Origin of the sequence: Sneathiella sp. (genome assembly GCF_036960985.1) — a bacterium.
Lineage (GTDB): Bacteria > Pseudomonadota > Alphaproteobacteria > Sneathiellales > Sneathiellaceae > Sneathiella.
Genome location: NZ_JBALWD010000004.1, coordinates 71,731 through 89,975, shown reverse-complemented (window position 1 = coordinate 89,975; position 18,245 = coordinate 71,731). Strand labels below are relative to the sequence as shown.

Genomic DNA, 18,245 nt, shown 5'->3' with positions numbered 1-18,245 from the left:
TTAGTCCTTGGTCAACATAGCGGGAGAAACTTGGCCGAAAACCGCTGGTTTTCCTGGTGCGATGTAAGACATATGTGACATTTTCGCAATTTTTTCCATCTCACCATTTTTGAGGAACTCAAGAATAGTTTCATTTACTTCTGAAATTGGTGCGGTCCCATTCTTTAGTGCGGCAAAACCTATATTATAGGAAATAGAATGTAGATACTCGGTCGAGGTCAACTTGGTTTCTGGATTGCGTTGTTTATAGCGATCAAACCGATGTCTCTCAACTAGCACTGCATCAACTTCTTCGGCTTCGAGATTGGAAAATATGTCACCGGGCTTAAAGTGCTTTGATTGATTCGCGAGAAGCCCATTTTGATATCGGATCAAAATGGCACTGGATAGAGTTGTTACCTCGGCGCCGACTGATAATTCGTTCAAATCCGACAATCGTTTGACTATAGTACCTGCGTTTTTTGGTGATAAAACAACGGTTAATCCTGCGTGAATGAAAGGAATCGTCGACGTCAATTCACCTAGGTCGACCCTCGTTCCACGCTCACTCCGCTTCATGCCTTCATAATCTGGAAGGGCCGCAGATGGTTGAACAGGTGTCCTAAGGTTGCTTTCAATTAGAGCCAGTCCGCCAACAAAGTCGCAAAAATTTGCTGAAAGAAGTGCATTCACTTCATAGATTGGTACAACTTCATCATCATCCTCAGATTCGTACCATTGCACATGTAATTTTTTATCCAATTTTTGTGCCAGTCGCTCCGCCAAAAGCAATTCAAATCCGCCCATTCGTTTACCAAATTTATAGGAATAAGGCGGGCTACCATCTTCCAGGCAAAACCGGAGTTCACCGTCATCGGCATTAGCCCAATTTGGTAAAGCCAAAGTTAGCGCAACACCAATAAAAAGACCTATTCTCGCGTCACGCCGCGTGATTCCAAACATTATTATTTACCTCTAGTCTTTACATATTCCCAGATTTCTAGAATTTCCTCTTCCGACAGAATATCCTTCCAGGACGGCATATCTTTTTTCCCATCCTTAACGGATTTGAGAAACCGAGGGCGATCTTTTAGTGGGAATTTTCGCAAATCATATGAGCGTGTTCCAATATTGACCATATTTGGTCCATGGCAGTTTATGCAATATAAACTGTAGTGACCTTTCCCAGCATTTTGGGCGTCTTCTTTAGTACCTGCTGCTAACGGCGACCCACTAATTAAAATGGCTACAGAAAGTAACCCTATAGCAGCCAACATTAACCATCCATATTTTTTAATCAACACGACCTCTACCAAGTTTATTTGCATATTATTATTACGGGGTCAGACAAATTAAAGTCACGCCCGACATCAGGCGTGACTTTTTTTCGTTTAAGTTTCCAAATCCTATTGTAGCGCAAATGTCCAGATAGATCCTCCTTCTGGAACAGAGGCCATAAGCTTATTCAGCTCGACATTCTTAGCACCGAATACCGGTATGAAATTCCGGTAAGCGCCGCCGATACCGCTTGCAATAGAAATATACTGCTTACCGTCTTGTTCCCAGGTCATCGGTTGTCCGATAATGCCAGAGCCAGTCTGGAAGGACCAAACTTCATCACCTGTATTTGCATCAAAGGCTTTGAATTGTCCGGTGTAGGTGCCGGTAAATACTAGATCCCCGGCTGTCACCATAGTGCCACCCCAGTTAGCTGCCTGACTACCGACTTCCCATTTGATATCTCCATTTAAAGGATCAATCGCTCTCAAATAACCGGTATTCCCATCGTCAGGGAACAAAAACTGTAATTGAGCTAAATCAAGGCCAAAATAGAAAGTACCTTTTTTGAATACTGGCTCTACCGGCTTATAACTCATTCCCATTTCCAATGTATTCGCATACACGAAACCCGACTTAGGGCTATAGCTCATTGGGAACCAGTTTTTACCACCAAACGCAGACGGCCAAACATCAATTTTCTCGCCGGTTGCACGCATTTTCTTTGTAAGAGCGCTATCAATCGGACGTCCAGTTTTCATATCGATACCATCCGCCCAATTGAGCTTCTTGATATACTGACTGGCGCGCAGTAACTTGCCGTCGGTCCGGTCGATCACATAAAGATAACCGTTTCTGTCAGCATGCATAATAACTTTTTGCATTTTGCCATCAATTTCGACGTCCGCGATGATATTTTCGTTCACACCATCGTAATCATAGGGATCATTAGGCGAGAATTGATAGTGCCAGGCAATTTCACCCGTTTTTGGCTTAAGTGCCAGAACAGATCCAACGTATAAATTGTCGCCTTTGCGGAATTCTGCATTCCATGGGCCACCGTTGCCAGCGCCCCAATATACCAAGTCCAATTCCGGATCGTAAGTACCTGTGATCCACGTCGGCGCTCCGCCATGCTTGTAAGTTTCGCCAGGCCAGGTATCCCCGCCCTCTTCATCGGGAGCTGGAACGGTATATCTGCGCCAAAGATGCTTGCCCGTTTCAGGATCCCATCCGTCAATAAAGCCACGTATACCGTATTCGCCGCCAGAAATGCCTGTAATAACGACACCATTCGCAATCAATGGCGCCATTGTCATCGAGTAGCCTTCTGAATAATCAATCGCCTTAGATTTCCAGATTTCTGTGCCGTCTTCCATATTCAACGCAACGACATGTGCGTCCAGCGTCGCGCGATATAGTTTGCCATTATATATTGCCGCACCACGGTTAACAATTCCGCAGCACACAATACGGGGCGTTTCAGGAGGATATTCAAATTTATTCACCCAAATACCGCGACCCGTCTTGGGGTCAATAGCGTGAGTGGAATCATGGGTCGTCACATACATAACGCCCTTGTAGACAAGCGGCTGACTTTCCTGTCCGCGATTATCACCGAAGCTATAATTCCAGACCGGAACGAGGCTCTTTACATTCGACGTATTGACTTTATCAAGAGCGCTGAAACGTTGCTGTCCTTGACCCAAACCTACCGTCAGTACCTGATCTGTGGTTTTCGCATCGTTAGCCAAATCGGTCGCGGATTGCGCCCATGACTTTTCTGCACCGATCATCGCCAAGCAGATTGTAACTGCGGATAACCAGTTCTTGGAAATTGCTAGCATGGGTTCCCCCCGTTTGTTTTCGTTATGTGCGATTTATCGCAATTTTTATTTTAGCAGTTTCATGATTTCATATTTCTAATGTTGATGTAAAGGTATATTCCGATCACAATGCCGCTTTAGAGGGCTGTGATCATCTGACACGGGAACCGCATGGTGAAAAAGTGAAATTAATAGTATTTTTGTCGTTGTTTTTAATTCCATGGAATACAGTTTATGCCGATGAAAAAGCAGTTGGCGTAGAAATTGTCCTTGCCGTCGATGTCTCAAGCAGCGTTAGCCAAAAAGAACATGAAGCACAGATCGAAGGCATCGCGAAAGTGTTTGAAGATCCGACAATACTCAAAATCATTGATTCTTTACCGACGGGAAAAATAGCTGTTTCGCTGCTTCTATGGGCAGGAGAAAATCAGCAATTGATTGCTGTTCCCTGGCAAGAGATAAGCGATCAAAAAACCGCTCAAAATTTTGCCACTTATGTACGCAACAACCAGAAAAAACCGTGGACCGGATTATTATACACCGCACTGGGCGATGCACTGCAAGCAGCAGGAAAGTCGTTTGAGCAAAATGAATTCGAAGGCGACCGAAAAGTAATTGATATTTCCAGTGACGACCCAAGTAATCGAGGCGCAGAACCCGCTATTGTTCGAGAAATCCTACTTTCCCAAGGTATAACGATCAACGGCCTTCCGATCTTAGCTGACCGAGCCGATCAGGAAACACGGCGAGAGCTGGTCGATTATTTTCGCGTTAATGTCATTGGAGGGCCGCTTTCTTTCGTGAATCCGGCGGTCTCTTTCGAACATTATGCAGAGGCTTTCTCTCAGAAATTTTCAATCGAAATTTCTGGAATTCCGTGGTCTGGAAACTTTGCCTCTTACTCCGACGCCGATTTGGATCCATCTTCTTTAGAACTAAAAGTCACGGCACAATTTGCAAAGCGGGATAATTGAACTTTATTCCCTCCCGATACGTCATGCCAAAGGTATGAATCTTCAGCGGGCCCGAAATATGTATAATTCTTAAACAAATACCGAAACATATCTAGACACCAAATAGTTTGACTGGGCATCAAGCGGACTGAGGTCAAACCGTCACGGTCATCAAAATAGTACTCGGCAAGGAAATTAAATCCCCCAAAGTTAGCTGAAGATTTCAATTTCGGAAGAATTTCCCAATATGCCGCGTTTTTAAGTTGCGCCTCGTAGATTTCGGTCCCTGAAACATCCGTCACCTGTTGTACGGTCATTCCCCATTCAGTATCTCGCCAGCCGGCATTTGCAGAACTTGCAGTGAGTATCACGCAAAGAGTGAGAGTAAAATAAATTGGCCGCATAAAGGGATCCACAATGGTTAGAAAAATCGGTAGAGCAACGAATTGCTCTACCGAAATCTAATTACCAGATTTCTTAGCCGGTAAGGGCTTCTTTAATTGCTTCAGGTGTCATCGGCAAATGCCGGACTCGCACACCAGTCGCATTGAAAATCGCGTTGGCAATAGCAGGCGCGACAACCGTCACTCCTGGCTCCCCGCATCCGACAGGATACTCACCTGGAGACAATACAATAATTTCCATTTCCGGTACATCTTCCATACGTAAGACATCGTAAGTGTCGAAATTGGTTTGCTGTATAGCCCCGTCTTCCATAATCGCTTCTTCTTTTGTCGCGATTGATAATCCCCAAAGAGCCGATCCTTCGACCTGCGCTTTTACGGCATCTGGATTGACAGCCGTCCCGACATCGATGGCAATGGTCATTTTCTTAACTTTGTAATCACCACTCGTTTTGTTGACGTCGACTTCGACAACGCAGGCCGTCCAGGTCGGCGTTGCCCGTTCTTGAGCACTGGATATGGAAAGACCCATCCCACTGCCTTCGGCCATCTTCTTACCCCACTCAGCTTTATCAGTTGCGGCTTTAAGAACACCTGCCAACCGTTTGGCACCGCCAACACTCATTGGCGCGCTTCCAGCTTGTTTGCCGGCCGCATCAAGCATCGACATCCGAAACGCCAACGGGTCGATTTTCAATTCATGGGCCAATTCATCCATGAAGCTTTCAACCGCGAAGAAGGTATACCCAGGTGCGACGGACCGCAGATTACCCGCAGGCGCCGCTGCATCTCCTTGCTTTGACTTCGCTACCCGTACCCGATGATTTGGAACCGAATACCAAAAATCTGCACCATTAATTGCGAAATAGTCAATTTTACCTTCTGGCGCATCAGCCAAAAATGCCGGAGCAAGGCGACTAGTTGCCCAAGTACAAACAGCATCGTGGGTCATGCTATCCAGTTTTCCATCTTTGATACCTGCCTTCAACGACTGAAGTACTTGGCTCCGCGGATAATCAAACTGTGTATCGGCTGCACGGTCGTAAATCATTTTTACAGGTTTTTTCGCGCCTTTAGCGGCAAGAGCCGCAACGACAACGTAATCTGCTTCCAGTCTACGGCCGAAGCCGCCCCCCAAAGCTACTTGTTTAATGACAATTGCCGAGGGATCAACACCAAGGACGATAGGAAGAACGCCCGCAAGAACGGTTTGGAACTGATTTCCCGTTGTCACATGCCAGATATCATCTTCTTCCCAAACGGTCGCGTTCATGGGCTCTAACGGCATATGTAGATTCAAGCTGGTCGTATATTCAGCCGTAAATTTCGTCGTGGCCTCTGCCATACCTTTTTTAACATCGCCGTCATCAACAAAGGTTCTACCTCCTTCGCCCGCCTTAATCATTTCTTCGGCTTCTTTCATGATGCTTTCAGAACTGACTTTTGCGTTAGGCCCCAAATCATAGTCAACTTCAAGTGCTTCTGCAGCTTTTAGTGCCGCAGGATAACTGTCAGCAAGAGCGACAATCCAACCGGTAACCATTTTTGTCGGATCTTCAAGAACGACATGCCCTTGATAACCCGCAACTTTTTTTGCCGCACTATCATCGACCTTTTTAACTGTCGCCCCGTAACGCACTGGCGGGGTCCGCGGTGCGCCATAAACCATTCCGTCTACGAAGGTATCGATGCCGTATTTGATGCTCCCATTCGTTTTACTGGGAATATCCAAATTGGCGACCGATTTTCCAATAATCTTTCTGTCTTTTGGTGCTTTTAATGTAATGGCTTCCAACTGAGCTTTATTGAAACTTCGAGATATAATACCGCCTTTAACCAAATCACCGTAGCTCACTTTCCGATTAGATTTGTCGTGGTAGATCATCCCTTGATCGGCACGTAATTCAGCAACCGGCACACCCCAATTTTTGACTGCTTGCTCCATCAAGACAATTCGTCCGGCAGCGCCTGCCTGTGACATCGCCGCAAAAGTCCAGTTGATTGACCAACTTCCGCCCGTAATAAACAACCCCCATTGGGGCGCAACATCTGGGAAATTCAACCGAATATTTTCCCAAGGTACTTCCAATTCGTCCGCTAAAGATTGGGCGATAGCCGTTCCGACATGCTGACCCATTTCAGCCTTTACGATATTGACGGTTGTGATGCCCGCGTCATCCATCGAAAACCAGATGTTGGGAGAAAATGACCCGGCGGCCATCGCTTCCTTTACACCGCCACCGACAGGAAGGGCACCGTATCCCATTACAAGGCCGAGACCTGCTGCTGAGCCGACCAGAAAATCTCTCCGGGAGACACCGCGTTTATCGCTGTTCGCGATCTTTTTTTGAAGTTTCATGATGCCCCCTATGCTTTCATTTCGTCTGCAGCACGCCGTACTGCTTTTTTGATACGAATATATGACATGCAACGGCAGATATTCCCTGTCATTGCTTCCACTATATCTTCATCACTTGGATTCTTATTTTCTTCAAGAAAGGAAGCGGCGGTCATAATCTGACCTGATTGACAATATCCACATTGTGGTACCTGTTCTGCTATCCAGGCCTTTTGCAATGGGTGCATTCCGTTTTCGTCCAGTCCCTCGATTGTCGTAATTTTGGTACCAGCGGCATCGCTTACGTCGGTTATACATGTCCGCGTCGCTTCTCCGTCAATATGTACGGTACAAGCACCACAAAGGCCTGCGCCACAACCGAACTTAGTGCCCGTCATTTGCAAATGTTCACGGATCACCCACAGCAATGGCGTGTCATCAGGCACATCAACATTGAGATCTTTTCCGTTTATTGTTAATTTTACCATTAGTCCCTCCCCGGATCTTCTTCATTATATATTTTTTACTTAATCTAAATGGCGGCTTAACCTTGTGTCCGTTTTATAGACGAAACCTTTGTAAAATGCTCCTCTATATATGTCGGTTACCACAAGTCAGTTTAGCTGTGCGACTTGCAATTTTTAATAACCTTACATCAGTTCTATACGGACAACATGCAAATACGAAATGATGAAAGCGCTCTCTTTTTTCTTCTGAGCTAACCTAATTCACCGACACTGGATCCCTACATCCCACCAACAATTTTTACGTCGTTAGGCCTTTTGTATTTAATTATTTAGGTTGCATATTCATTAAAGTTCAGTTTTGTAATATAGTCAACGGTCTTATGGTAGAAGACACAGGACAACAATGTAACATCAGAAATAACTTGTGTTTTGGGAAGATCTACTCTGTTAAGCGAGCAGCGAAAACGCGTTATTTCCTTCTCTCTCGAATTGACCGAAAGAATAGTTCTACATTGCGCAAATTTTCTGGCCGGATCCGCGTACTACCGTTAGGGTGAATTTCCAAAATCAGGAAATGAACTTTGAAGGGGAGAGGCATGCGCCTACAATTGAGAACGTGGCCGGAAGTAGAGGAGTATCTGAACAATTCGACTGGTATCATCATTCCCATTGGTTCGACCGAGCAACATGGACCAACAGGTTTTATCGGAACTGACGCCCTTTGCCCTGAATTAGTCGCGCATGAAATCGGAAAGCGACAGAATGTTATGGTTGCGCCAACCTTGAGCATCGGCATGGCTCAACATCACCTAGGATTTTCCGGTTCGATAACGCTACGTCCGACCACACTGATTGCTGTGGTTTGCGATGTGGTTAATTCATTAACCCGCCACGGATTTAATCGTTTCTTTTTTCTAAATGGGCATGGCGGCAATATTGCCACCTGCGAAGCCGCGTTTTCTGAAATTTATGCCGAAAGCAGTCTGGGCATAACAGGACAAAACCGACCTTCTGTACGTTGCCATTTAGAAAACTGGTGGAACAGTGAGACTATTAAAGAAATATCGAAAAGAGAATACGGTGACGCAGAAGGCAGCCATGCCACGCCGTCAGAAGTATCGCTGACCTATTTTGGTTATCCAGAGGACGGCGCAAGAGTTAAGCGCGACGAATTAACTCCGCGTATTGCTCCTCGTGGTCCGATTTACGATGCCGATGATTTCCGTGGACGGTTTGCCGATGGTCGGATGGGATCAGATCCAACGCTTTCTACCGCCGAGGTTGGTCAGGAGTTATTTGAAGCCTCCGTCCGTTCAGTGGGACAAGCATATGATAACTTTGTAACCGCGAGATAAGAAGGGAAATTGACGCAATAAACACGTGGCAACTGCAAATACCACTGCCTAGATACTTCCCCTCAAGTTTTTCTGCGCTTGCTGTGTTTGGCATGGCAATATATCTAGACTGATGTCTTTAGGATTCGTGCCGCTGTTGCGTCAAAGGCTTCGCGAGATCTAAGGGTAGTCGAAATTATCATTGCACCTTCCAGCGCGGAGACGATTTCAAGTGGAGCCATTCTGATTGGGTTATCCGGGGCGTTTTTGAAGCGCTTTGAAAGCCAGTCTGTGTTCATCTGAAAAAAACTCTGGACGCCGTCTCTGATACGTGGCGCCAGACCATTGGCTTCCGCCCCAAGAATGGCGCAGAGACAAACAGAATCACCAAGTATCAGCGCCTGACCATAGAGTCCGACAAAAGCCGTTAGCGCATTTTTCAGATCTAGTATGTCGGTATCAAGTTTGTCCAATTCACTTCTGAACTGTTCTGTATAACGATCGACTAAGGCTTCTCCTAAGTCTTCCTTCTTCACGAAATAATAGTGAACGCTCGAACTTTTAACGCCGACATCGGCTGCCAGATCGCGAAAGCTGACAGCATTATATCCTACGTGGCGGACTCTTTTCTCCGCCGCCGCCAGTATCTTCTCCCGGATTGATCCCGCTTCCATTCCATACCTCTACTTTGTTCCGCAATTGAAGAGCCGACCGGCCAAGTGCGGAACATCTTTCTAAACTATATATCGTTTTTCTCTATCTACTGATAGATAATTCTTGACGCCCCTTCAGTCAAGAGGTAAGAAGGGTTTACTTTTTGATTCTACCTACTGATAGATAGAAAAAACAATTAGATGTAAAGGAAAGCGACATGAAGGTTTTTGATATTGAAGGATTTCCCAATCCAGCTCGGGTGCGGATCGCCTTGGCCGAAAAGGGGGCAACAGATCAAGTGGAGTTTATGCCGGTTGATGTGATGGCTGGAGAACACCGCACTGACGCTTACAAACAACGTAACCCCGATGCAACTGTTCCCTACATTGAGCTAAACGATGGCTCTTGTATCTCGCAATGTACCGCGATCACAGAGTATATTAACGGCACCTTTGAAGGGCCGGATCTGATTGGCACCACACCAATTGAAAGGGCCAAAGTCCATATGATGAATCTCAGAGCCGAAGCCGGCTTGGTTGACGCTGTCGGCGCCTATTTCCATCATGCCACACCCGGTTTAGGTCCGGATCTTGAAACTTATCAAAATACCGACTGGGGCACAAAGAAGAAAGAAGTGGCTTTGGACACGATGCGCTATTTGGATGGCGTCTTGACAACAGATCAGTATCTTGCCGGAGATAAATTCTCCATGGCGGATATTACAGCGTTTGCCGGCCTCGCCTTCGCTGATTTTGCCAAAGTCGATATTCCGGAGGACCTCACACATCTAATCGCATGGCGCCAAAAGATGGCAACGCGGCCAAGTTGTGCTAATTAGAAACCTGAATGGACTTAGGAGAAGACAGCTATGGAATTAAATGCTGATTTTGATAAACGCGTTGTAATGCATGCAGACGAAATTGAGTGGCTGTCGTCTCCCATTCCGGGTGTGGATCGCCGCATGCTAGATCGCATTGGTGACGAAGTCGCACGGGCGACAACTATTGTCCGTTACGCTCCGAAAAGCGAGTTCTCTCCCCATGTCCATACGGGCGGCGAGGAATTTATCGTTCTTGCGGGCGTATTTCAGGATGAACATGGCGATTTCCCCGTCGGATCTTATATCCGCAACCCTCCGACTTCACGTCACACGCCAGGCTCAGACAAAGGCTGTGTGATTTTTGTAAAGCTCTGGCAATTTGATCTGGACGACAGGACGCCCGTCAAGATTGACATGAATAAAATGGGAATGGTTCGTGATGCCGACCGACCCAGTGTATCGGTGATGCCCTTGTTTTTAGATAAGCGAGAAACCGTTCAGATGGAAACTTGGGAGGCGGAAGCAGAGATTAATCTGGATCTGCCTGAAGGTGGAGAATTTCTGGTTCTGGATGGTGAATTTTCCGAAACCGGTGATAGGTTCCGGGCCCATTCCTGGCTACGCATTCCAAAAGGCGGTCGACTAAATGCTAGGGCGGGCCAACAAGGTGCCAAAGTCTGGATCAAAACGCGTCATTTGCGATATGTTGACGCGCCGGTCGCAACTTGACGAACCCTAAAGATTCTCCGGCCGACAACAAGAAAGTGTTCGATGTCATCATTATCGGAGGCGGCCTCTCTGGCCTCTCTGCAGCTTTACTGTTGCAGGAGGCTGGAAAATCCATTTCAGTTGTTGAGGCCAGCAATCGCGTTGGCGGGCGTATTCGCAGTGTTTTCGACGAAGGTACTGGCGCCTATTTGGCCGACCTCGGTCCAACTTGGATTTGGCCTGACTTCCAACCAATCGTCCAACGCTGGTTGACCAAACTTAACCTTGAAAGTTCCCCCCAATTCAATATTGGGCACACTATTTTGGATTACGGGCCTGAAACCAGACCTGAGCGGCACCGCCTGCCCGGTCAAGAAGGCAGCGTCCGTCCCTCTGGCGGTCCGCAGGCCTTTGTCGATGCTCTCATGGCACGATTGAGCAAGGGAACGGTGACGCGCGGCAACCGGGCCCGATCTGTAATTGTCAGAGATCACTATGTAGAGATTGATCTCGCTGGTGCCGATCAACCGCCTCTTCGTTGTAAGCAAGTTATTGTGGCAATCCCACCCCGGATAGCTCTCAAAACCCTTACCTTTAATCCCCCGTTGCCTCCAACCCTAAGGCAAGCACTTTCTGTCATGCCGACTTGGATGGCGTCTCATGCCAAAGCTGTTATTCTTTTCGAAACAGCCTTTTGGCGAGAGGTTGGATTATCCGGGCGTATTGCAAGCCGTGAGGGGCCCTTGGTTGAAACTCACGACCATAGCGGCCCGACAGGAGACCCTGCTGCCATATTCGGTTTCATCGGCTGGCCACATCAATTGCGAAAACAGTTTGCGGATGAACTGCCAACCCGCATTGCGGCACAATTGAAAAGATGTTTCGGCGAAGACTGCCCGTCTCCACTCGCCATTCATATCGAAGACTGGGCTGAAGATTCCCTAACCGCATCACCTGATGATTTAACAGGCCCAATGCCCCATCCAAGCACTGGCCCGGATATTCTTCGCGTCCCATATTTCGACCGACAGATCTTTTTTGCTGGAGCTGAATTGGCCCAGCAGAACCCGGGACTAATTGCAGGCGCGTTTGAAGCCGCCGAAAATTCGGCCGCCGCGATATTGAAACAATAAATCTAAGGTGTGAAATTTCCGGACCTATTTCGGGCGCGAAACAGAAGCCAGCCTCAATATTTTATAATCCTATTGAACCAAGTCATCAGAACATTGAAAACTTATTGAGTCATCTTCGTAAATCTATCTGGAGACAGAATGGCTTCGCTTAATCCAACCGCCAAATGTTCGGTTGGCAAGGCACCATGTCTGATCAAATGGGCTGCGGCGCACGCCATTGCCGGACATGTCTGAATTCCATAGCCTCCCTGTCCGGCAAGCCAGAAGAAATTGTCAGTAGTACGATCGAAACCGACAACCGTCGTTCTATCCGGCGCAAATGTTCGTAATCCCGCCCAACTACTTAGAATCTTCTTAACCCGGAGAGTTGTCGCTTTTTCAATTCGATCAACGGTAATGGCGATATCCATTTCATCTGGTTGGACGTCACATGGCGCCATTTTTGTCTCGTCAGCAGGAGAGCAGAACAAGCTTCCGGCTTCCGGCTTAAAATAAAAGTTCTCGTCAACATCAATCACCACCGGCCAATTCGCAGCGTCAGGATGATCGAACGCTATTGTCAGGGCCGTCCGGCGCAAGGGCTGCACACCAATCTGCTGTAACCCTGCAAGGGAAGCAATTTCATCGACCCAAGCACCCGCCGCATTAATAACAATTTTCGCTCGAAAGGTTCCTGCTTTGGTTTCTACAGTCCAATTATTATTCTGACGGACCAAGCGTCGAACGTCAGCATTCGTTACCATCTGGCCTCCCCGTTGTTTGGTCTGACGCAAATAGCCAGAATGGATGGCATGTACATCGAGCTCCTTTGCATCTGGTTCCAACACTCCGGCCGCCGCATACCCGGTTTCCAGTATGGGAACCATTGCCTTGACCTCATCCGCATCAAGCCAGTTGAGGTTTTTTGCCAGTAATTTCGTCGTCTCGTAATGATGCCGAAGGCTTTCGCTTTGGTCAGCCCGACCGATGAGTACAACCCGGCGATCACGCCATAGGGGAATGTCTGAAAATCCGCTTGGAGGTGCTTCAAAAAAGGAACGACTTAAGACTGTAAGTTTCCGTATCGCTTCATTGCCATAGGTTTCTGAATAGACTGCAGCGGAACGGCCCGTCGTATGGTATCCGGGCAGATTTTCGCGTTCTAGCACGAGCACTTTATGGTCCGCAGCTAAATCCGCCGCGAGCGAGGCCCCGGCAATCCCAGCACCAATAATTATTACGTCAAAAACGTCTTCCATCAGATTTCAGAATGCCTTCTTGGTGGAAATGAAAAATATTAGTCACCACAACAAACTTCGTTAGGCTTTTCAAGGTCGAGATTAATCCGACTGCACCTCAATAACCAGAGTTAGCGACACGAACGGCCATCAAAACTTTTTTAATACGACACTTTCGCATCGCGTCTTACCTAAAAACGGCAGAGGGCAAGTATCGAGTTTGGATTAGCATGATATGGTCAGTTTCAGCCAGATTAGCTTCTCTGGCAATGCGCTTTTAGTCCAGTTCATTTTAAACGCCCGATATTGCATCCAATGAAAACATTTGCGTTCCTAGTTTCATGAGTTAGTTTTTAGGGATTGCCAAGGGTCGATATTCCCTCGCCTCTGTAAATTAGGTACGGTGCATAAAAGTAACACAGAAGCTTAAGCGTAAGGATCATGTTGTGAGCGAGCAAATAAGTAAAAAAACCGGAACCGCCCCAGACGAAATGATTGTCGATGAACTGGTTGCCAAAGCGCGTTTGGCTCAGCAGAAGTTCGAAAAGGACGCCAACCAAGAGCGTTATGACAATGCAGCGCTTTCCGCAGCTTGGGCTCTGATGGAGCCCAGGCGTAACGCGGAACTGGCGGAATTAGCGGTTCAATTAACGGGGCTCGGAAATGTCAAAGACAAGATAACGAAAAACCACCGGAAAACACTCGGTTTGCTGCGTGATATCAAACACGCGAAAACCTGCGGTATTATAGGCGAGGATACGGCGTCCGGCATCACGGAGATTGCGCGTCCTGTCGGGGTCGTAGGCGCAGTTGTCCCGTCAACCAATCCCGTCGCAACCCCTACTAATAATGTGGTGAATGCGCTCAAATGCGGAAATGCCATCATATTGTCCCCATCGCCCAAAGGCGTTGCTGTATGTGAAAAACTCGTCGCTTATATGCATGCTGAATTCGACAAGACGGGTATTGATAAAGATCTTGTCCAAATGATCCCGGCCCCAGTTTCCAAAGCGAAAGCCCAACGGCTGATGGAAGCCGTGGATATTCTGGTTGTCACAGGAAGTCAGGACAATGTGCGCCGGGCCTATTCGTCCGGAACACCTGCCCTTGGCGTTGGCACTGGAAATGTCACGGTCATTGTAGACGATACCGCTGATCTTGCGGTGTCAGCCCAAAAAATCACGGATTCAAAATGCTTTGATAATGCCACTTCCTGCTCATCGGAGAATATCCTGATCGTTGTCGAGGACATTCGGGAAGGGTTTATGTCTGAACTTCATAAAGCCGGCGGCCGCTTTCTTGATGCCGAGAATACGGCGACGTTGAAATCAGTTCTTTTTCAAAACGGACATCTCAATCGCCAAATCATTGCCCGCGACATTGACAAAGTAATTGACGTCGCCGGCATCGACGTTGAAGACCCGGACACGGCCAAATTCTTGCTCATTGAAGGAGCAGGAATTGGGCCAGAGTTCCCTGAGTCCGGAGAAAAACTCTCGCTTGTCACAACCGTCTATTTTGCGAAAGACTTTGAAGACGCGAAATCCCTCGCCTCAAAGGTCTTAAACCATCAAGGTGCCGGGCATTCCATTGGCATTCATACGTCCAACGACAGACACGCTGTTATGCTCGGGGAAGAATTACCCACATGTCGCGTCATCGTCAATCAAGCTCACTGCTTTGCGACCGGTGGCTCCTTCGACAACGGCATGCCCTTTTCCCTTTCTATGGGCTGCGGGACATGGGGCGGAAATTCCATTGATGATAATTTCAACCATAAACATCTGATGAACATCACCAAAGTCGTACGGACAATTCCTGTCAACGAACCTACTCTGGATGAAATATTTGGATCTTACTGGCAGGACGCTGGAAAATGACGGAGTCTTCGGGACTCCAGCGAGAAGATCCGCAGGAGACGATTTTCGAGCTGATAAATCGCCGCGCTATTGAAACACCGTCGGCGACCTACCTGATTGATCCAGAAACCGGCGACGCCACGACGTTCGCAGATCTCAAACAACAAGTAACCGCAGTGGCGGTAAATATTCGGTCGCAAGGCATCAGGCCCGGTGACAGCGTTGCCTATGCTCTGACCAACAGTCCAAAAACAGCCACCCTCATTCTTGGAATTGTTTATGGCGGATATCTGGCGACCGCTATTAATCTCGTTGCTGGCTCCGAGACCATTGCCTATGTGGTCGAGCATTCGGAAACAAGTCTGATCCTTGCCGACGAGGCTGGAAAATCAATCCTTGAGAAAGCGCTTCATCAACTTGATGGCACGCCGCCGATCCTTGTCTCGGATCCTCATTTTTTTGCTGCGGTGGAAGACGAAATTCCAGCGCGGCAAACACACGAAACCCTCGGGCTGCTGATGTACACCTCCGGTACAACGGGGCAGCCGAAAGGCGTGCTCCTGACACAGGGCAACTTGATCTCAGGGGGACGGAATGCGGCGCAGGCACACCGCCTGGCAGCTGCAGATTGCGGACTATGTATCTTGCCGCTGTATCACATCAACGGATTATGCGTGAGTGTTCTGGGAACGCTGGTATCGGGCGGCAGTCTTGTCATTCCGCCAAAATTTTCTGTCACGACCTTCTGGACGCAGATTGAACAATATCGGTGCACGTGGTTTTCTGTTGTGCCCACGCAGATATCCTATTTACTGCATGATGAGGCCACCCGCCCGTCGCTTGCAGCGTTGACGACTATACGGTTTTGCCGCTCGGCATCGGCTCCGCTGTCACCGGAAGTCCAAACCGCGTTCGAAACCCGCTTTGGCATCCCGATCATTGAAACCATGGGTCTGACCGAAACCGCGGCTCAAATTCTCTCCAACCCCTTGCCGCCCGGCATTCGCAAGATCGGCTCTGCCGGTATGGGCTTTGGTAATGAGATCAGAATTGGCGATACCAAACAGCAAGAAATGGCGCGCGGCGACGAGGGCGAAGTGCTGGTGCGCGGACCGAACGTCATGCAGCGTTACTTTGAAAACAAGACCGCCACGTCCGAGGCACTCACAGCAGACGGCTGGCTGCGCAGCGGCGATCTGGGTCGCATGGATGCCGACGGATATGTGTTTATTACCGGGCGCCTCAAAGAGCTGATCATAAAAGGCGGCGAGAATATCGCGCCGCGTGAGATCGATGAGGCCCTGTATGGCCATCCTGACATTGTCGAGGCGGCGGCCTTTTCCATTAAATCCGCGCACTACGGTGAAACCGTTGAAGCGGCTGTCATGCGGTGTGAGGGATCCAGCGTGACGGAAGATGAGTTGATCGAGATGTGCAAATCCCGCATTGGCGCGTTCAAGGCGCCGGACCGAATTCATTTTCTGACCGAGTTGCCAAAAGGCCCCTCAGGAAAAATCCAGCGGATTAAAATAGCGGAATTGGTGGCCAACAAAACACCCCCCAAAAACAGTCTTTGAAAGACAAAAAGTTGCGCTGGCTACCTATTTACGAATAAGCTTGTCCCCCCAGCGGAGGACAAAATGAGTATTGAATTTTTCCTGACATCAATGGTTGTTATCCTGTTGCCCGGAACAGGCGTTCTTTATACCCTTGCCATTGGCTTGGGACGCGGCTTTCGCGCCAGTGTGGCCGCTGCATTCGGCTGCACCCTGGGGATCGTGCCCGCCGCCGTCGCCAGCATCGTCGGCCTTGCGGCCATTTTCCATACCAGCGCCATCGCGTTTCAATCGGTCAAGTATCTGGGCGTGGCGTATTTGCTGTATATGGCCTGGAGCATTTTACGCCAAGGCGGTGCCCTCGACGTGAGTGAAAATAAGAAACCTCTCTCACTTTTCAAAACCGCCCTTAACGGGACGCTTATCAACGTCTTAAACCCGAAACTTTCCCTGTTCTTCCTGGCATTTTTGCCGCAATTTGTCGATGTCAGTCAGGTTAACGCTGCCCCGACCATGTTTCTTCTGGCCGGAATTTTTATGGCGCTGACTTTTATCGTCTTTGTCGGGTATGGCGGCTGCGCGGCTCTGGCCCGGGATTATGTCATTACCCGACCCGCCATTATGAAATGGATGAAACGGTCTTTTGCCGGCGCCTTTATCTTTCTGGGTGCCCGATTGGCTTTGAACGAAAAATAAAAACGACGATCAAAATGGTCTTAAAAAAAGGAGAAAACGCATGATTATAGCATTGGTACAGATCCCGTCCGACGGCCCAAAGCGGGACCGCGACGTTGTTGTTGATATGTCGCTTGAGTCAACAAAGATTTATCGTGAGGTCAAAGGCCTACGGCGCAAATATTACCTAAACGGCGAAAAAGCCGGCGGGGGCGTCTATGAATTCGCCACACGAGAAGAGGCCGAGGAGTGGTTCCACGATGGATGGGCTGACTGGATGGAGGGACGCTTCGGTGTTCGCCCGACCTTAACGCTGTTCGATAATCACGTGGTCCTCGATAACGAAAAAGGTGAAGTCCGGGTGGATGGTCTGTCGGTACCGGCTCCCTGGGCAGAAGACGCAGCCGAGTAAAGCGCCACTGTTTCTAGCCACTGAACGCTGAACTATAAATTATGCCACCCTTGGGAACTGTTCCGTCAAAGGACAGCCACTGGACGAATTCTGACGGTAAATCTTCATAACTCAGGTCACCGTTATTTGTGAATCCAAACCGCCTGTAATACTCAGGGTCGCCAACTAGCACACATCCTGTGGCCCCTTGCAATTTCAAAATACCGAGACCGTCGCGCACCAACTGACTACCGATGCCCAATCGCTGCTGCGCCGGAGCGACAGAGACGGGTCCCAACCCAAACCACTGGCCGGCCCCTCCCTCAACCCGAACCGGGGAAAAGGCAATATGGCCAACGATCTCCCCCTCTTTTTCCATGACACGTGAGAGAAAGAGGTCACCATTTTTTCTAAGCCTGTCGATGATTGCCGGCTCTGACCCATCGCTATAGGGAACTGCCTCGAATGCGGCGCATGTCAGTCTGGCAATCGCGTCCAGATCGGCAGGTTCTTCATTTCGAATTTGCATATTCAACTGACCCCGCAGGATTTGGATAGCTAAAGATTCACGGCTTTGATTGCAAAATTGTTGCAGATGTCGCATTTTTTGCAAAGACTTATTTAATACAGGCTCCCTCTACCGCAAAATAAAG

At 48.4% G+C, this 18,245-nt stretch carries 17 protein-coding genes; 9 read left to right on the top strand and 8 right to left on the bottom strand.

Annotation, left to right across the window (positions count from 1 at the left end; translation table 11 throughout):
- The 3 genes from V7723_RS03435 to V7723_RS03425 all read right to left on the bottom strand — a co-directional run bounded on the left by V7723_RS03435 (window position 1) and on the right by V7723_RS03425 (window position 3,104).
- Window positions 1–942 carry a transporter substrate-binding domain-containing protein gene (locus V7723_RS03435; RefSeq protein WP_335683033.1) on the bottom strand — a complete coding sequence of 314 codons (942 nt, stop codon included), beginning with the start codon at window positions 940–942 and terminating at the stop codon, window positions 1–3.
- Window positions 943–944: 2 nt separating this feature from the next.
- Window positions 945–1,256 (bottom strand): c-type cytochrome, encoded by a 312-nt coding sequence (locus V7723_RS03430; protein ID WP_335683032.1) that lies wholly within the window; start codon window positions 1,254–1,256, stop codon window positions 945–947.
- 129 nt (window positions 1,257–1,385) lie between these two features.
- Window positions 1,386–3,104, bottom strand: a complete 1,719-nt coding sequence (locus V7723_RS03425) for a PQQ-dependent dehydrogenase, methanol/ethanol family (protein WP_335683031.1) — start codon at window positions 3,102–3,104, stop codon at window positions 1,386–1,388.
- Window positions 3,105–3,265: 161 nt separating this feature from the next.
- Here V7723_RS03425 and V7723_RS03420 point away from each other — a divergent pair, with 161 nt between their 5' ends.
- Window positions 3,266–4,057: a DUF1194 domain-containing protein gene (locus tag V7723_RS03420; protein ID WP_335683030.1), complete on the top strand. Its 792-nt coding sequence runs from the start codon at window positions 3,266–3,268 to the stop codon at window positions 4,055–4,057.
- A gap of 456 nt (window positions 4,058–4,513) precedes the next feature.
- On the opposite strand, the gene V7723_RS03415 is transcribed toward V7723_RS03420, so the two are convergent.
- Both V7723_RS03415 and V7723_RS03410 read right to left on the bottom strand, forming a co-directional pair.
- Entirely contained in the window at window positions 4,514–6,799 is a 2,286-nt protein-coding gene (locus V7723_RS03415; protein ID WP_335683029.1) for a xanthine dehydrogenase family protein molybdopterin-binding subunit, read from the bottom strand.
- Window positions 6,800–6,807: 8 nt separating this feature from the next.
- Window positions 6,808–7,266: a (2Fe-2S)-binding protein gene (locus tag V7723_RS03410; protein WP_335683028.1), complete on the bottom strand. Its 459-nt coding sequence runs from the start codon at window positions 7,264–7,266 to the stop codon at window positions 6,808–6,810.
- Window positions 7,267–7,841: 575 nt separating this feature from the next.
- On the opposite strand from V7723_RS03410, the gene V7723_RS03405 reads away from it, so the two are divergent.
- Window positions 7,842–8,600: a creatininase family protein gene (locus V7723_RS03405; RefSeq protein WP_335683027.1), complete on the top strand. Its 759-nt coding sequence runs from the start codon at window positions 7,842–7,844 to the stop codon at window positions 8,598–8,600.
- A gap of 104 nt (window positions 8,601–8,704) precedes the next feature.
- Here V7723_RS03405 and V7723_RS03400 read toward each other — a convergent pair whose 3' ends face one another.
- Window positions 8,705–9,253 carry a TetR/AcrR family transcriptional regulator gene (locus V7723_RS03400; protein ID WP_335683026.1) on the bottom strand — a complete coding sequence of 183 codons (549 nt, stop codon included), beginning with the start codon at window positions 9,251–9,253 and terminating at the stop codon, window positions 8,705–8,707.
- 197 nt (window positions 9,254–9,450) lie between these two features.
- Here V7723_RS03400 and V7723_RS03395 point away from each other — a divergent pair, with 197 nt between their 5' ends.
- From V7723_RS03395 to V7723_RS03385, 3 genes are read left to right on the top strand one after another with little or no spacing between them, the layout of a single operon-like run.
- Window positions 9,451–10,071 (top strand): glutathione S-transferase, encoded by a 621-nt coding sequence (locus V7723_RS03395; protein WP_335683025.1) that lies wholly within the window; start codon window positions 9,451–9,453, stop codon window positions 10,069–10,071.
- A gap of 30 nt (window positions 10,072–10,101) precedes the next feature.
- Complete coding sequence (locus V7723_RS03390) at window positions 10,102–10,782, top strand: cupin domain-containing protein (RefSeq protein ID WP_335683024.1); 681 nt, start codon at window positions 10,102–10,104, stop codon at window positions 10,780–10,782.
- Window positions 10,779–11,894, top strand: a complete 1,116-nt coding sequence (locus V7723_RS03385) for a flavin monoamine oxidase family protein (protein ID WP_335683023.1) — start codon at window positions 10,779–10,781, stop codon at window positions 11,892–11,894. The genes V7723_RS03390 and V7723_RS03385 overlap by 4 nt, the downstream gene beginning before the upstream one ends.
- Before the next feature lie 101 nt (window positions 11,895–11,995).
- On the opposite strand, the gene V7723_RS03380 is transcribed toward V7723_RS03385, so the two are convergent.
- Window positions 11,996–13,132, bottom strand: a complete 1,137-nt coding sequence (locus tag V7723_RS03380) for an NAD(P)/FAD-dependent oxidoreductase (RefSeq protein WP_335683022.1) — start codon at window positions 13,130–13,132, stop codon at window positions 11,996–11,998.
- A gap of 470 nt (window positions 13,133–13,602) precedes the next feature.
- Between V7723_RS03380 and sauS the strand changes: the two genes are divergently transcribed.
- From sauS to V7723_RS03360, 4 genes are all read left to right on the top strand, one after another.
- Complete coding sequence (sauS, locus tag V7723_RS03375) at window positions 13,603–14,991, top strand: acylating sulfoacetaldehyde dehydrogenase (protein ID WP_443024178.1); 1,389 nt, start codon at window positions 13,603–13,605, stop codon at window positions 14,989–14,991.
- Window positions 14,988–16,547, top strand: coding sequence for an AMP-binding protein (locus tag V7723_RS03370; RefSeq protein WP_335683020.1), 1,560 nt, complete (start codon window positions 14,988–14,990; stop codon window positions 16,545–16,547). Before sauS ends, V7723_RS03370 begins: the two co-directional genes overlap by 4 nt.
- A gap of 63 nt (window positions 16,548–16,610) precedes the next feature.
- Entirely contained in the window at window positions 16,611–17,222 is a 612-nt protein-coding gene (locus V7723_RS03365) for a LysE family translocator (RefSeq protein ID WP_335683019.1), read from the top strand.
- A gap of 40 nt (window positions 17,223–17,262) precedes the next feature.
- Complete coding sequence (locus V7723_RS03360; protein ID WP_335683018.1) at window positions 17,263–17,613, top strand: hypothetical protein; 351 nt, start codon at window positions 17,263–17,265, stop codon at window positions 17,611–17,613.
- Window positions 17,614–17,626: 13 nt separating this feature from the next.
- On the opposite strand, the gene V7723_RS03355 is transcribed toward V7723_RS03360, so the two are convergent.
- Entirely contained in the window at window positions 17,627–18,121 is a 495-nt protein-coding gene (locus tag V7723_RS03355; protein WP_335683017.1) for a GNAT family N-acetyltransferase, read from the bottom strand.
- Window positions 18,122–18,245: the final 124 nt, after the last annotated feature.